Origin of the sequence: Alterinioella nitratireducens (assembly GCF_013155465.1) — a bacterium.
Taxonomy (GTDB): domain Bacteria; phylum Pseudomonadota; class Alphaproteobacteria; order Rhodobacterales; family Rhodobacteraceae; genus Alterinioella; species Alterinioella nitratireducens.
This window is the reverse complement of record NZ_JABJVX010000029.1, coordinates 1-13,464: the sequence shown is the minus strand read 5'-3', so window position 1 is coordinate 13,464 and position 13,464 is coordinate 1. Positions and strand designations below refer to the sequence as shown.

Here is a 13,464-nt window from a genome sequence, read left to right as displayed (position 1 = left end):
CTCGCCGATCGCGGCCTACGCGGCACCCGCCTGATTATCGCCGACGACCACAAGGGGCTGAAGGCCGCCGCGGCCAACCGACTGCCCTGATCGAGGACCGTCAGATAGTCCCAGAGCGCTGCATCGTCGCCAAGTGGCAGATCGGCTTCCCATTCCGCGTGACGCTCGTCGACCAGCTTTGCCACCACGCTGTCCTTCAGATCGGGCGCCTGCGCCGACATGTAGACGTGACGCACCGAGGCTTCGAGACAGCTGCCCGAAGCAGAGGAGGTGCGGAAGGTGTCCGTCACAAGCTTCAGCAGCAGCAACGTCAACGCTACGTCGGGCGAGCGCCCGATCGCTTCACGCAGCGCCAGCGTCCGGTGGGCCGTCAACTCCATGACCAACCGCTCGGGCAGCGGCTTCAGCGCTCCGTCATCCTCATCCTCCGGCAGATCGCCGCCAATCGGCTGGCCTCCCGACATGATTACGGTTCCGCCATGAGCGGCACTGTCATAGCCATCGGTGAGATCACGATCATCCCCCTGCCCCGCCACCGCAGGATCAGTACCATCCTGGACCGCGGTCTCCTCAACGGGCTCATCCGCTGGACGCACATAGCCGCGATAGACTGCCAGCGCGCCGTAGCGGTCGAGCGTGACGAAGGCCCCTGCCCGTCCGATCTCCTCCTCGTCGAAGATCAACGGCCGGGTCTCGATCTTTTCCATCTCACCTTCCAACACGCCAAGCCGCGCGTCGATCTCGGCGGGGATTTCATCCTGACCCGCGTATTCCTCTTCCAGCGCCCGATACTCGGTCAGCAGCCTGGCATGGGCCGCGCCTTCGTCATCCGTCATCGGTGCCGGATCACCGGACAGGGACCGCAGGCCGTGGCTGTAGCCGTAGGGCAGGTCGAGTGCGACCTCGATCCACTTCCAGCCCTCAACGGCAATCGTCTCAGCCTCGGCCTGGAGTTTTTCTGTCACCAGCCGATCAAGCAGGGCAGGGTCTTCGAGCCAGCCACCGTCATCGCCTCGGAACAGGTCATGCAGCATCGTGCCACCCGCCGCTTCATAGGCCTCAACACCCACAAAGACCGCGCGCCGGTCGGACGCCCGGACCGAAGTCTCGGTCAGCATGCGCCGGATTTGGAATGGCTCCTTGTTCCAGGATGAATGGATCACATCCCAGACCTGAACCTGACGCGCGTGATCGGGGTTCACCGTGAAGGCCATGAGCTGCTCCAGCGTCATGCCATCCTCGGCGTAGACTTCAAGCAGGGCAGGGGCGACGGAAGCGAGTTTCAGGCGCTGCTTCACGACCTGCGGCGTCACGAAGAAGGCCGCAGCAATCTCTGCATCGCTCTGACCCTTATCCCGCAGGGACACAAACGCGCGGAACTGATCGAGCGGGTGCAAGGCGACGCGCTGCATGTTTTCTGCAAGGGAATCGTCCTCGGCGAGGATGTCGGACGCAGCATCGCGAACGATGCAGGGAATGGGCGTGGTCTTTGCCAAACGCTTCTGCTTCACCAGCAGGGACAATGCTTGGAACCGCCGTCCACCGGCCGGGATCTCGAACTTGCCGGTCTCGGTCCCATCGTCAGCCAAGACGGGCCGCACGCTTAGGCTCTGCAACAGACCGCGGCGAGCGATGTCTTCGGCCAGTTCCTCGACAGACACGCCAGCCTTGATGCGCCGCACATTGGACTGGCTCAGCACCAGCTTGTCGAAAGGGATATCCCGTGAAGGGGACAGGGTGATTTTCTGGACAGCTTTGGTCATCAGATATTCTCCACGACGGGCGTCGGAAGCCACTCTCCCGATCTCACTTCCCGTCACCCTCAAACCAACACTCCTTTCCCTCTCGCTACCCTTTGTTCCCGCACCGGTGGAGATAGTTCACAGCTGTGAACTTTGGCAAATGAACGGTCGAGGCGATAGGAGTTCACAGCTGTGAACATCACGCCGCATTTCGCCGACCGATCAAAGCCATGACCATCGGCCCGCAGGAAAACTCGCCGGCCGCAGCCTTGGACGTCAGCGCCCGCAAGTATCCACCCGGTGATCTGATGTCGGAGAAACGTTCCAGCATGGCCACGACGACGATCGAGGCTTGCTCTGGTCCCATGCAGCGTTGCGCTTCTTCCCAAGCGGAAACACTGATCCCCATGGCCGGCCGTACATGACAAGCCGCGTCGAAAAGCTGGTGCCAGTGTCGAACGTCGCCCTGATAGAAAGTCTTGAGCGAGGGACAGCCGGCGATCACCAGGTGGAGTGGGATTTTCGGCACCCGCCTCGTGTCAGGCTCTTCAACGTCAGCCACAGGCTCACCCGTGTCATCATCAGGCGCGCGGCCCGCCGCCCCGCCTTTTTCTAAGGCAGGTTCAAAATCTATAGATTCTTTATTTGAATTATGATGGTGATGCTCAAAATGGGCATCATTGGTGTTCATTTCTTCTGTTTCAGGGCCGTCAATGACATTACGCGCATGGTCAAGAAGGGTCTCCAGTTCAGTCCGAAATGCCGACAGATCCTCAAGCGAAAGCTTGCGGCGAAGAGCGCGGGCTGTGAGGGCGGCCGTATCGCTGAGCTGGTCCCATAGGCCAAGCCCGGGCTGGATCTCCTCGCCGAACTCCGCCAGAGCGGCCAGGTCGCGACGCATGAGGCTCACCACCTCCCTCAGTCGCCGCACACGGTCCTCAGCCTCACGCACAGCCTCTGCGGCCCGTGCAATCTCCTCTGCCCGGCAATAGAGCGGGGAGAGATCAAAGCCGAAGGCCACTCGGTCTTCGCCACGCTTGCGTACATAGCGCTTCCCGTTGGGGCTATCGCGCCGCATGAGCAAGCCTGCGTCTACCAACCGGGCGAGGTGACGGCGCATCGTCGAGCAAGGCATGCCGTTCAGCCGCTCGCAGATCGCCTTGTTGGATGGGAAGACGACCATTTCGGTGTTCCCGCCAAGCGCATCGTCCGGAAAGAAGCTGAGAAGTCCCTGAAGAACGGTCAGATCGCGCTCGGAAACCCCAAAGGCGGCCTGCGCCTTTGACAGCTCGCGGAGGAGCTCCCACTTGTTGACGGGCTTGCCTGGAACAGATGCCTCGGGCCGCTCGATCACGCGCAGATGGGCGTGCGAGATCGGCCGCATAAACGGCGAAATCGGTGTGTAATCCATGATGTCATTCACGAAGGCATAGAAAAGCTGTTCCGCGAATCACATATGACTTGCGGTTTGCGCGCTGGCCCACTACCTTGAAAGTGCTAAGATCAAAGTTGGGGTCTCGTGGAGCGCAAGCTTTGCGGGACCTTTTCTTTAGCCTGTACCGTGCCTCCTTTTTGTTGCTGCCCTGCCTCTCTTCATGTCTCGCGTTTCCAGCGATCGTGAAGCTCTTCGAGGACGTCCTGCGCGCGGGCATCAAGCCACTCCGCAAAGGCATCATCCACATCCGTCAGGTCCAGGCGAAGCGCCCGGCCAGATCTCTTGATCGCGCCCACTGGCGTGCCATCAATGACAAGGGCAGTAGTCTTCGATCTCGGCTTCTTGCCGAGCGTCGGACTCACACTCTTTTTTATGTGCCGTGCAACGGCTTCAAAAGCCGCCACCGAAGGATCAACCTTAGGATCCTCGTCGGCCTGTTCGCTCACGGCGGTCTTGGCACGAACATCAAGAGCAACCTGGGAAAGTTCGTCGATATCGATCCGGCTGTCGGAAAGCTCTTTCGCTAGTGCTTCCCATCTGGGACGGCCGACGCCGTGAGCCGGTCCGATTGCGTGGGCCAAGGCAGTTCCGATCGCCTTGGCAACAGAGACCGACATCGATACCGCCGAGCGGGTCACGTTCAGCACCTCGGCAATCTGTGCCTGAGAGCCAAAGCCACTATCGAGCAGTTCTTGAGCGAAGAGGGCACGCTCGATGTAGCTCAGGTCACGTCTACCAGTGTTTTCTGAGACTTGAGCGCGCAGTGCGGCGGTATCGTCCAGGTTAGCTATGAGGGCGCGAACCTTGCTCACTTTGTCGGAGGCACGAATGGCCTCAAGACGGCGGCGTCCATAGACGAGGAGATACCGATTGGGGTCGGTCGGATGGCGCCGAACAAGGATGGGCACAGTTTGCCCGTTTTGTTCAATCGACGCGCGAAGATCGTGCACATCCTTTGGATCGAGGCGGTCCGAATATCGCTCGTCTTGGATCTCGACCGGATCGAGCTCCCAGACATGGTGAGCATCGACAGCATCACGCGCCGACCGCAGAGCCCGATTGCTTGACATCATGCTACCAGGGGCAGGGGACGTCCCCGCCGCAGCCAGACTATCGAGCATGGACATGCGCTTTTTCTTGCTGTCGGTCATCAGCGCCCCCAAGTCTTCTGAATGAGCTGGGTAATCTCGTCGTTGACCGCATTCAGGCTTTCAATGGCTCGGTCATAGGTCGTCCGAGTGAAGGCGCTGCGTTCGACCTCGTAAAGGGTCTGCTTGGTCAAACCGGCATCCGAGATGGCCGTCGACTTGAGCATCGGCGCGTTCAAGACCTTGTCGCCATACATCGTCCGCAAGAAGGCGACGATACGGTTCTGCGGTGCGTCTGTCGGCTCATACCGGGTCAAGAGATAACGCATCCAGTCATGCGACATGTCGGCCCCACTGTCGGCAATGACGTCCATCAGGTCGGCCGTCATTCTGAGAAACTGGCTCATCGACATCACGTCGAGCATCTCGGGATGGATCGTCACGAGAACACCTGTCGCGGCCGACAGCGCGGACATGGTCAAAAATCCGAGCTGCGGAGGACAGTCGATGACGACGACGTCATATTGCTCATCGACCTGCGCCAGCGCCTCCTTCACACGGAAGAAGAACAAACCCGCGTTGCCGCGAGAAAGTGCCCGTGGCGTCTCGTGCTCGAACTCCATCAGTTCGAGATTCCCAGGAATCAGGTCGAGGTTCGGGATGTATGTCTTGCGGATCACCTCGGCGATCGGAACCGGGTCTTCATAACGAATCGCATCGTAGAGCGTGCCGCCGTCCAGAAGATCGAATTCCGGCTGAACCCCATGCAAGGCCGTAAGTGAAGCCTGCGGATCAAGGTCGATCGCCAGGACACGGTAACCCTTGAGGGCCAACCGTTGAGCAAGATGCGCCGAGGAGGTCGTCTTTCCCGAACCACCCTTGAAGTTCATCACGCCGATGATCTGCAGATGGTCACCGGCGCGACGACCGGGCAGGTAGTCTCCTGGCTTTCGAGCCGTTTTCTCCAACAAAACCCGCAAGTTATGGATATCTTCAGCCGAATAATGCCGTCGGTTCCCCGATGAAACTTCTGGCGACGGGCCCTTGCCATCAAGGTGGAGCTTTCTGAGGTATGAGTCGTTGACGCCCAGCAGAGCAGCAGCTTCCCCAGAGGTGAATTTGCGCATAGACTTGGATGCGTCGGGCGGGAACAGACTCTCACGCTGCGAATGCAGCTGCGCCGCTAGCAACTCGGAGTGCTGACGGATCACGGCGTTCAGGTCTTCCTGTGTATCGGCTCTGCTCATCTGCCCTCGCGCGACCCCTTTTTCTTGCTGGGGCGTGTTCACGGATTGTGGCGTTTAGTCGCCCTTTTCCGTGACTATTGCCGGAGGAGTCAGATTCGTGCAAGCTCTTTCTAAATGTGGTGTCAGCCGCTGCGTGATGCACAAGAGTGGCTTGGGTTCGTGGGCAGGCTTGTCTTCGGAACCTTTCGGATATACGTTACAAAACGTATATCCGCATGGGAGGTCAAGATGCAGGTCGCAAAATGGGGTAACTCGCTGGCCGTCCGTTTGCCCGCGGAGCTCGTCCGAGAGCTTGGTCTCAAGGAGGGTGATCAGATCGACCTGGTCAAGGACGACGGTCGGGTGAGAGTCCGTCGCCTTGCTCGTGCGGATGAGGTGCTGACCGGCCTGCGCCGCTTCCGGGGCAAGTTGTCCGCAGCAGAACGTCTGAGCCGCGACGCTACGCATGAACGCTGAGTTCGCGGACACGAATGTCGTTCTCTACCTGCTCGACGACGGTCCGAAGGCCGATCGCGCAGAGGCCATCCTGGGGCAGGGGCCCCGGATCAGCGTTCAGGTCCTAAACGAGTCACTGGTGAACTGCCGCCGCAAAGCTGGCCTCAGTTGGGAGGAAGCAGCGGCGTTTCTCGAAGGTGTGCGCGCCTTGTGTCCCGTCGAAGATCTCACCGTGCAGACCCATGACGTCGGCCGCGCTTTGGCGGAACGCTACGGCTTCTCGATCTACGACGCGATGATCGTGGCCAGCGCTTTGGTTGCGAGGTGTACCACGCTGTGGAGCGAGGACATGCAAGATGGCCTGCTGGTCGAAGGCCAGCTTCGCATCGTCAACCCATTTGCATGAGCGGACAACTTCTGAGTCTGGTGCTGGCCATAGCCTTGTAATCCTTCCACGTAGTGCGTGATTTGCGGGGTTTCTGGGCTACTCAAGCAGCCCCAGCCTCTCAGCCCGTTCCAGTAGCATCTTCACCGACGAAGGCTGCCAGCTTGTCCGCCCGCGCGGCGTGCGTTCGCGCATCGCCTGCAGCCGGGTGCAGATCGCCTGAAGCGTGATGTCGGGGTCCGCGCCCTTGATGCCGGCGACGATGGCGGGCAGGCGATCGTCCGTTTCGCGGCGCCCGGCGCGGGCCAGCACCTCGGTAGGCAGGAAGCCGTCGCGGACATAGGCCTTCACAGCGCGCAGCAGGCGGCTTTGGGTCCAGCGACGCGCCTCGGGCAAGGGGCCGTTGATGATGCGCACCACGTCCTCCCAAGCCAAGTCGGGTCGCAACCGGCGCACGTGGGGCACCCAATCTTGTGCCGTCTCGTTCAAACGCTCCATGTAGCCGTCCTGTCGCGCCAGCCGCACTTTGCGAAGAGCAGCAGGGTCTTTGGCACGCAGCCCAGGGTTCCCGCCCACGCGGCCCTTTGTGCGCGCGCTGGCGAGGCCGGCCTTGGTGCGTTCCCGGATCAGGGCGCGCTCGAACTCGGCCGCAGCGCCCAAGACCTGCAGCGTGAACTTGCCTTGCGGGGATCCGGTGTCGATCGGGTCCTGAATGGAACGAAAGAACGCACTCTTGGCCTCCAGCCGCTCGATCACCTCCAGCAGATGCGACAAGGATCGCGCGAGGCGGTCAATCCGCACGACCACCAGCGTGTCGCCCTTGCTGATCCGTTCAAGCACCCGCGCCAGCACCGGCCGCGCGCGATTGCCGCCCGAGGCCTGTTCTTCGTGGATTTCGGCGCAACCCGCAGATTTCAGGGCCTGCGACTGGGGCAGGGGGGTTTGATCCTCTGTTGAAACGCGCGCGTAGCCTATCAGGGGCATCAAATCCTGCCTTTTGCAGTTGCGGATACGACTAATAAACGATCGTTTGTAAACGGATGCAAGGGCGCTCTCTGTGGCCCTGCTCAACGGAAAGCCCTTGGTTTCCATAGGCTGAGCGCGATGAGAGAGCCCTCGCCGACCCTCCCCCGCGCGTGCTATATGAGGAACGTGGGCGCACTCTGACAAAACACTTGGGTAAAATGCAAAATATCAGTAATTTGCACATATGAAGCTTCAAGCGCCTGCTTTACATGATGAATATGATGCTCTCCTCCTCGACGCTGAAGAGGTCGAGGAATCGTCCGAGGACGATCTTTGGTTCCTGCCCGGTCCAATGGAAGAAGAGCCGGATTATCTGCCACCCGGACCACGGGCCGATCCGCGTGAAGCCGAGGTCCTCGACGATTGGCGGAAAGCAGAGGCGGGTCATGCCGCCCGTCTTGCCCGTGTGGCCGGTCGCGTCGGCGCACTGGATGACCGGCTGAAGCGCGGTCCGGAAGGATGGCGGCACAGGCTTGCTCTGATCGAGGCTGCCGGCCTCAGCTGGTTTGTGGGTGACCGCATCGGCCCGGATCGGCTGGCGCTCTGGATATCCATGCGCATTTCTGGCCTGCAAGACGACAGCGCCGCACTCGCGCGTATCGGTTGGGCGGTGCGCCGTCTGACAGGGGGGCCAGGACCAGAGGTGGACCTTTCCGCCTTCCTCGATCGCCGCGATCCCGCGAACATGGCGGATGAAGCCGAGCCCTTCGCGGATCGCGCGGGCGGTTGGCTGGACCTGATGGCGCAAGCCGTCGAGCTGCACCCGATCACCCGTGCTTGCATGGGCTTTCACCTCTGGAGCCTCGCGGGTCTCGGGCAGCAGGGAGATCGAATGGAGGCGGCAGTCACCGCCGCAAGGATCGCGGTCAGCGAGGAAAAGGGGGCAGTCTTTGCGCCTGTGGCCATGGGCGGGGCAGGGGGGCTGCGCACTGGCGGCCCACCTGCTGACCGTTTGGCGCGCTGGCTCGAAGGGATGGACACCGCATGTTTGACCGGAATGCGGCACCTTGACGATATCGAGGCATGGTCAGCGCGGGCAGAAATCGCGATGACCTCCCTCTCGGGCAAGACCCCTCGCTCCTTGCGCGCCGCGTTTACCGAATGGCCCCTTGTATCCGCTCCAATGGCAGAGGCTTTGACAAGCTCGAGCCGAGCCGCCATCCAGCGCAACCTCTCTTGGATGGAAGCGCAGGGTCTAGTCCGTGAGCTGACTGGGCAGGGACGGTATCGGATGTGGCGTACTACGAACTGAAGGCTACGGCAGATTTCGCCGCACCTGTTGACTGTAGAGGTGCTCTCCGTAACCCGCCCGCTTCACTTCGCTCAAGGCTTTGAACCGAAAGATCGTTCTCGGGCGACCAGTGGTTCTTTGAGATCACGGCTATGCCTCCTGAATTTTTCGGTCTCAGCATAGTGGCGCCACACAAATTGAGCATGACCCGATTTAGCAGCAACGCGAAATCCTATGATCAAAGCAGGTCGACACTCAGCCTGTCTCGCCTGCCGCGAACAGGTCGGCATCTTCAACCTCGTGCCTCGCGATCAAGAGACTGCATGACAATCGGTCTACGAGGGCCGCGGTCACCGAGGGATGAAGCCAGCGGCTCAGGAGCCCGTATTTATGATGGCCGACCACGACAAGATCGGCCTGCACGTAATTGGCGACAGTGACGATGCGGTCCGCCGGATCACCGGTTTCAAAACGCGCACGCGGCGAAAGCCCCATTCGTTTCAGCCGTGCAACGCCTTCGTCCAGGATCTTTTTGTATTCGTCCATGTCGTAGGGGGACGCATAGGGCACCGCAGTTCCCGCCATCGATGCGCCGATGGACATGTCGACCACCGCCAGCAGCACCACCTCCGCATTACAAATCTGGGCCAGCCGAGCACCTTCGCGCAGCGCCAGCCGTCCTTCGGTCGTGCCATCGTAGGCCAGAAGGATTGTGCGATACATCTCACGAATTTCCGAGTTGATATTCTATCTACCTAGATTTATAGGTAGCATCCTATCTATTAGGATGCAAACAAAGTTGACTTCTAAAGAAGCAGAATTTGCCGTCGAATTGGGAAAAGTTGCCAGGCGTTGGCGGACCCGATTGGATTCGCGCCTGCGGACCATGGGGCTGACGCAGGCGCGCTGGATGGCGCTACTGGAACTGTCGCGGGCGGACGGCCTGACCCAGCGCGAGCTTGCCACAACGCTCGGGGTCGAGGGACCGACTTTGGTGCGCCTTCTCGACGGGCTTGAAGGACAGGGCCTGATCGAGCGGCAGCCTTGCCCGGACGACCGCCGGGTCAAGCGCGTCCGCGTGACAACTACCGCAGTGCCTATTCTGAACGAGATCCGCAAAATCACCGATGCAACGCGGAGTGAGCTTCTTGCCGGGGTGGTTGCGGAAGACCTTTCGACAGCGCTCCGCGTCCTTACATTGATTGCCGAACGTCTGGAGCAAACCGAGTGAACAAGCCCCGCGATATTTGCACGGATAGCGATGCACTTAAGCCCAAGCTCGTTGAGTTAACTCAGGAAGCTGCAGCAGCGGCGCCATCCCAGCCCTCGGACCCTGCACCTGCCCGCCGTCGTTTCAAACCGCTGCGCCTTGGCATTCTCATTCTGATGATTATAGCGCTTGTGGTCTTCGGCGGGCGCTGGCTCGGCGGGCGGTGGTCACAGGTCTCGATCGACGATGCGCGAATTGCTGCCAGCCTTGTCACCGTTTCGAGCGAGGTCAGCGGCGAGGTCGAAGCGATTGCGGTGACGACGGGCACGCGTGTTGCGGCGGGGGATGTGCTGGTGTCTATAGACACGGATCAGGCAGAACTTGTCGTGGAAGGCACAGAGGCGCGGATAGAAGCGCTTGGCGCGCAGGTCGCGCAATTGCGCGCGCAGCAGGATATGATCCGAACGCAGGTTGAAAGCCGCCGTGCCGCCGCCCGAGCCCAAATAGCCGCAGCCGAGGCAAACCATACTGCAAGTGAGTCGGAGTTGCGAAACGCACAAAGCCATTTCGACAGGATCGCTGAACTGGAAAGCCGACAGATCGCAACTACTCAGAGCGCGGAGGACGCCCAAAGCAGACTGGACGTGGCGCGTCAGCAGGAACTTGCGACGGCCGCAGCGATTGTGGCCGCCCGGGCCAATCTGGGCACTGTGGAGTCTGAAGCCGCACAAATCGCGGTCATTGAGCACCAGATAACGCGGATTGTGGCAGAACGGACAGGCCTTGAGGCAGAGCGGGCGCAGCGGCTGATCGATCTGCGAAACAGAGGGGTATTGGCTTCTTTTGACGGGGTGGTGGATGCGTCCTTCGTGGACGAGGGTGAATATGTGACCCCGGGCACGCGGCTGCTCATTTATCATCGCCCGGATGAGGTCTGGGTGGACGCGAATGTTAAAGAAACGGACTTGCGTAGGATCCGCATCGGAGCGCCCGTCTCGATCACGGTCGATGCCTATCCCGGCCGTACCTTTCACGGCGTGGTGGAGCGGATCGGGGGTGCCGCCACAAGCCAGTTTGCCTTGCTTCCAAGCCCCAACCCAAGCGGCAATTTCACCAAGGTCACCCAACGGGTGCCAATCCGAGTGTCAATCGAGACAGAAGGTGAGGTTCTGCCACCCGGCTTAATGGTAGTGTTGAGTATCGATGTCGCAGACTGACGCGCTTTTCGAGAAATACGGTCCGGCCTATCGAGCCTATGCGACCGCAACCGTCATGATCGCAACGATTTCAGTCGTTCTGTCCACGACGATCGTGAATGTCGCCATCCCTGATGTGATGGGCGCCTTCGGGATCAGTGCGGTTCAGGCGCAATGGCTTTCGACCGGCTTTCTTGCGGCGATGACGGCGACCATGCTGCTTGGGGATTGGGCGGACCGTGCTTTCGGTCTGCGCCTATCACTCAACGTGGCGCTTACGGTTTTCATCGTGGGATCGGTCCTTGGAGGGATCGCGCCCAACGAAGGTGTTCTGACGCTTGCGCGCGTCGTACAGGGCGCGGCGGCAGGTGTGGTCCAACCACTGAGCATGATCTTGCTGTTTCGTGTCTTTCCCCCTGAAAAGCGCGGCGCAGCAATGGGTATCTTTGGCATCGGGGTGGTACTGGCACCTGCACTGGGGCCCTGGATCGGCGGCTTGCTGATCGACGCGTTCGACTGGCGCTGGGTTTTCTACCTCGGGCTTCCCCCCGGGATCATGGCCATGGCGCTTGCCAATCTGTTTGTGCCGCGCCGGGACAATACCGGGCCACGGCCAGGTTTCGATTGGACTGGTCTCGGACTGCTTGCAGTCTTTCTCGCCTCGTTGCTCAATGCGCTTACCAACGCGCAGCGGCTGGGCTGGGGGTCCGATCCGATCCTGATTCAGTTCGCGATTGCGACAGCGGCTGCGACCGGCTTCGTGATGTGGGAGTTGCATACGTCAAAGCCGATGCTGGACTTGCGGCTGTTCCGCAACGTGCCCTTCGCCGCAGCCTCTGTGGTATCCTTCATCATGGGGGCAGGCCTTTTCGGTTCCACCTATCTTGTGCCGTTGTTCGTGCAGACGATCCAGGGGTTCACGCCGACGCAGGCGGGGCTGCTGCTCATGCCATCAGGGTTCGTGCTGGTGCTGGTCTTTCCGCTGGCGGGACGGTTGTCGGACAAGGTCCCAGCCGCACTGTTGATCGGAGTCGGCATGGCGATATTCGCCTGGTCCTCCTGGTTGTCGTCGGTGGTCGAGATCAACACAAGCTTTTGGACCTTGGCCTGGTGGACGATCCTGTCGCGGATCGGTCTTGGTTTCGTGTTTCCCGCGATTTCTGCAGGCCCATTGAAAACTCTTCCTCGCGATCTGATCGGGCAGGGGTCGGGGGCAATAAATTTTGTGCGCCAGCTCGGGGGCGCCTTCGGCGTCAATCTTCTGGCGGTGCTCATGGAACGACGTACGATGTTGCATGCGGACGCTCTGGCCGCCACGCAAACCAGCGATAATCTCGCAACGATGACATTCCTTCGGGAGGTGAGCGGGATCTTGCGGGGCGCGGGGCTGCCGGACACTCAGATTTTTGCGACTGCCGCGCAATTCCTTGGCCAGACCGTCGTGATCCAAGCCAATACCTTGGCCTTTCGTGACGGATTTATTGTGGTCACGCTGATCTTCCTGATTGCACTTATCCCAACTGCCATCTTGCACTACGCGACTGTACGGCTGACTGAAGCCGCGGATGCGGGAGCGTCGCCTGCAGCACGCGAGGCCCGGCATCCTGTTCAGTAGGGCCTTGCGCCTCTGTCCCAATCCCGATGATTGCACGAACGAGTTCCTCTTAGGTTACGTGTTTGTGGTCGTTACGATGACCGGCTTGAGCAGTGCCACCGCCTGAACGTCAAAAAACTGCGCCGTCGTGGAGGGAGGCTTTCGAGAGGATCAAACGTAGGCACGTTTTTCGGTCCCAAACGGAACGGCATTTGTTGCGTTACTTGTAGTTTCCACAAAATTGACCCTGCTTTGTCTGACTGTACAAAAACGCCAAAGTTGATGGAGATGGTGAGCATGAGGAACAGCAAAGCCGATGACGTGCTCAGGGGTGCCCGGACCATTTTCCTGCGATGTGGCTTCGAAGGGGCAAGCGTCGATGCGATTGCAGAGGAAGCCAACGTGTCCAAAGCGACGCTCTATGCGCATAGCCCAAGCAAGGAACGACTGTTTCTCATCGTTGTGGACACGGAATGCGCCAGGCTCTCGGCGGCAATCTCTCGGCCCCTTCCCAAAGACCTGGACCCGCGGGCCATCCTCGAAGAGCTTTCACGGCGCTTGATCAACCTTGTGCTTGACGACGACTATATTCGGCTACTGCGTGCGTGCATCGGCGCGGTTTCAGTTTTGCCCGAGGCCGGCGAAATATACATGAAGGCCGGGCCGAAGCTGGCCACAAGGCATGTCGGCCAAGTCTTGCACGCTCTTCATGACGCGAAAGCCCTCAACGTAGAAGACCATCTAAGCGCTGCCGGACAGTTGATTCACCTTTCCGTGTCAGGCGTCATCATGCCTCGATTGAGCAGTGTCCCAACAGTTGGTGTAACTCCCGCCGGTAGCGCGGGCTGAGCGGAGCCTTCGCATAGCGAAGCGAG

At 60.4% G+C, this 13,464-nt stretch carries 12 protein-coding genes and 1 pseudogene; 7 read left to right on the top strand and 6 right to left on the bottom strand.

What is annotated here, in order from left to right:
- Positions 1 to 62: 62 nt before the first annotated feature.
- The 4 genes and pseudogenes from HNS34_RS19970 to repA form a co-directional block, all read right to left on the bottom strand.
- Positions 63 to 1,763, bottom strand: a pseudogene (locus HNS34_RS19970) (ParB/RepB/Spo0J family partition protein); the annotation flags it as partial.
- Between the two features lie 178 nt (positions 1,764 to 1,941).
- Entirely contained in the window at positions 1,942 to 3,153 is a 1,212-nt protein-coding gene (gene repC / locus HNS34_RS19965; protein WP_172321842.1) for a plasmid replication protein RepC, read from the bottom strand.
- 182 nt (positions 3,154 to 3,335) lie between these two features.
- Entirely contained in the window at positions 3,336 to 4,328 is a 993-nt protein-coding gene (gene repB, locus HNS34_RS19960; protein WP_172321840.1) for a plasmid partitioning protein RepB, read from the bottom strand.
- Positions 4,328 to 5,512 carry a plasmid partitioning protein RepA gene (gene repA, locus HNS34_RS19955; protein ID WP_172321839.1) on the bottom strand — a complete coding sequence of 395 codons (1,185 nt, stop codon included), beginning with the start codon at positions 5,510 to 5,512 and terminating at the stop codon, positions 4,328 to 4,330. The genes repB and repA overlap by 1 nt, the downstream gene beginning before the upstream one ends.
- Before the next feature lie 228 nt (positions 5,513 to 5,740).
- Between repA and HNS34_RS19950 the strand changes: the two genes are divergently transcribed.
- The gene (locus tag HNS34_RS19950; protein ID WP_024811658.1) at positions 5,741 to 5,968 is read left to right on the top strand and encodes an AbrB/MazE/SpoVT family DNA-binding domain-containing protein; all 228 of its coding nucleotides are present in this window, start codon (positions 5,741 to 5,743) and stop codon (positions 5,966 to 5,968) included.
- Positions 5,958 to 6,353 carry a PIN domain-containing protein gene (locus tag HNS34_RS19945; protein WP_172321838.1) on the top strand — a complete coding sequence of 132 codons (396 nt, stop codon included), beginning with the start codon at positions 5,958 to 5,960 and terminating at the stop codon, positions 6,351 to 6,353. Before HNS34_RS19950 ends, HNS34_RS19945 begins: the two co-directional genes overlap by 11 nt.
- 78 nt (positions 6,354 to 6,431) lie before the next feature.
- Here the strand turns inward: HNS34_RS19945 and HNS34_RS19940 are convergent, their stop codons facing one another.
- On the bottom strand, positions 6,432 to 7,316 hold the full coding sequence (locus tag HNS34_RS19940; RefSeq protein WP_172321837.1) for a recombinase family protein: 885 nt from the start codon (positions 7,314 to 7,316) through the stop codon (positions 6,432 to 6,434).
- Between the two features lie 226 nt (positions 7,317 to 7,542).
- Between HNS34_RS19940 and HNS34_RS19935 the strand changes: the two genes are divergently transcribed.
- Positions 7,543 to 8,610, top strand: a complete 1,068-nt coding sequence (locus HNS34_RS19935) for a hypothetical protein (RefSeq protein ID WP_076367400.1) — start codon at positions 7,543 to 7,545, stop codon at positions 8,608 to 8,610.
- Positions 8,611 to 8,844: 234 nt separating this feature from the next.
- Here the strand turns inward: HNS34_RS19935 and HNS34_RS19930 are convergent, their stop codons facing one another.
- Complete coding sequence (locus tag HNS34_RS19930) at positions 8,845 to 9,312, bottom strand: universal stress protein (protein ID WP_076367398.1); 468 nt, start codon at positions 9,310 to 9,312, stop codon at positions 8,845 to 8,847.
- Positions 9,313 to 9,376: 64 nt separating this feature from the next.
- On the opposite strand from HNS34_RS19930, the gene HNS34_RS19925 reads away from it, so the two are divergent.
- The 4 genes from HNS34_RS19925 to HNS34_RS19910 all read left to right on the top strand — a co-directional run bounded on the left by HNS34_RS19925 (position 9,377) and on the right by HNS34_RS19910 (position 13,438).
- The gene (locus HNS34_RS19925) at positions 9,377 to 9,820 is read left to right on the top strand and encodes a MarR family transcriptional regulator (protein WP_076367426.1); all 444 of its coding nucleotides are present in this window, start codon (positions 9,377 to 9,379) and stop codon (positions 9,818 to 9,820) included.
- The gene (locus tag HNS34_RS19920) at positions 9,817 to 11,016 is read left to right on the top strand and encodes an HlyD family secretion protein (RefSeq protein ID WP_143524454.1); all 1,200 of its coding nucleotides are present in this window, start codon (positions 9,817 to 9,819) and stop codon (positions 11,014 to 11,016) included. Before HNS34_RS19925 ends, HNS34_RS19920 begins: the two co-directional genes overlap by 4 nt.
- Positions 11,003 to 12,610: a DHA2 family efflux MFS transporter permease subunit gene (locus HNS34_RS19915; RefSeq protein WP_172321836.1), complete on the top strand. Its 1,608-nt coding sequence runs from the start codon at positions 11,003 to 11,005 to the stop codon at positions 12,608 to 12,610. The genes HNS34_RS19920 and HNS34_RS19915 overlap by 14 nt, the downstream gene beginning before the upstream one ends.
- 261 nt (positions 12,611 to 12,871) lie before the next feature.
- Positions 12,872 to 13,438, top strand: coding sequence for a TetR/AcrR family transcriptional regulator (locus HNS34_RS19910; protein WP_235952831.1), 567 nt, complete (start codon positions 12,872 to 12,874; stop codon positions 13,436 to 13,438).
- The last annotated feature ends 26 nt before the right edge of the window (positions 13,439 to 13,464 follow it).

What these genes read in the sequence shown, in the direction of transcription:
- repC (WP_172321842.1), bottom strand. Translation starts at nt 3,153, where the DNA reads ATGGATTACACACCGATTTCGCCGTTTATGCGGCCGATCTCGCACGCC.
- repB (WP_172321840.1), bottom strand. Translation starts at nt 4,328, where the DNA reads ATGACCGACAGCAAGAAAAAGCGCATGTCCATGCTCGATAGTCTGGCT.
- repA (WP_172321839.1), bottom strand. Translation starts at nt 5,512, where the DNA reads ATGAGCAGAGCCGATACACAGGAAGACCTGAACGCCGTGATCCGTCAG.
- HNS34_RS19950 (WP_024811658.1), top strand. Translation starts at nt 5,741, where the DNA reads ATGCAGGTCGCAAAATGGGGTAACTCGCTGGCCGTCCGTTTGCCCGCG.
- HNS34_RS19945 (WP_172321838.1), top strand. Translation starts at nt 5,958, where the DNA reads ATGAACGCTGAGTTCGCGGACACGAATGTCGTTCTCTACCTGCTCGAC.
- HNS34_RS19940 (WP_172321837.1), bottom strand. Translation starts at nt 7,316, where the DNA reads ATGCCCCTGATAGGCTACGCGCGCGTTTCAACAGAGGATCAAACCCCC.
- HNS34_RS19935 (WP_076367400.1), top strand. Translation starts at nt 7,543, where the DNA reads ATGAAGCTTCAAGCGCCTGCTTTACATGATGAATATGATGCTCTCCTC.
- HNS34_RS19930 (WP_076367398.1), bottom strand. Translation starts at nt 9,312, where the DNA reads ATGTATCGCACAATCCTTCTGGCCTACGATGGCACGACCGAAGGACGG.
- HNS34_RS19925 (WP_076367426.1), top strand. Translation starts at nt 9,377, where the DNA reads ATGCAAACAAAGTTGACTTCTAAAGAAGCAGAATTTGCCGTCGAATTG.
- HNS34_RS19915 (WP_172321836.1), top strand. Translation starts at nt 11,003, where the DNA reads ATGTCGCAGACTGACGCGCTTTTCGAGAAATACGGTCCGGCCTATCGA.
- HNS34_RS19910 (WP_235952831.1), top strand. Translation starts at nt 12,872, where the DNA reads ATGGAGATGGTGAGCATGAGGAACAGCAAAGCCGATGACGTGCTCAGG.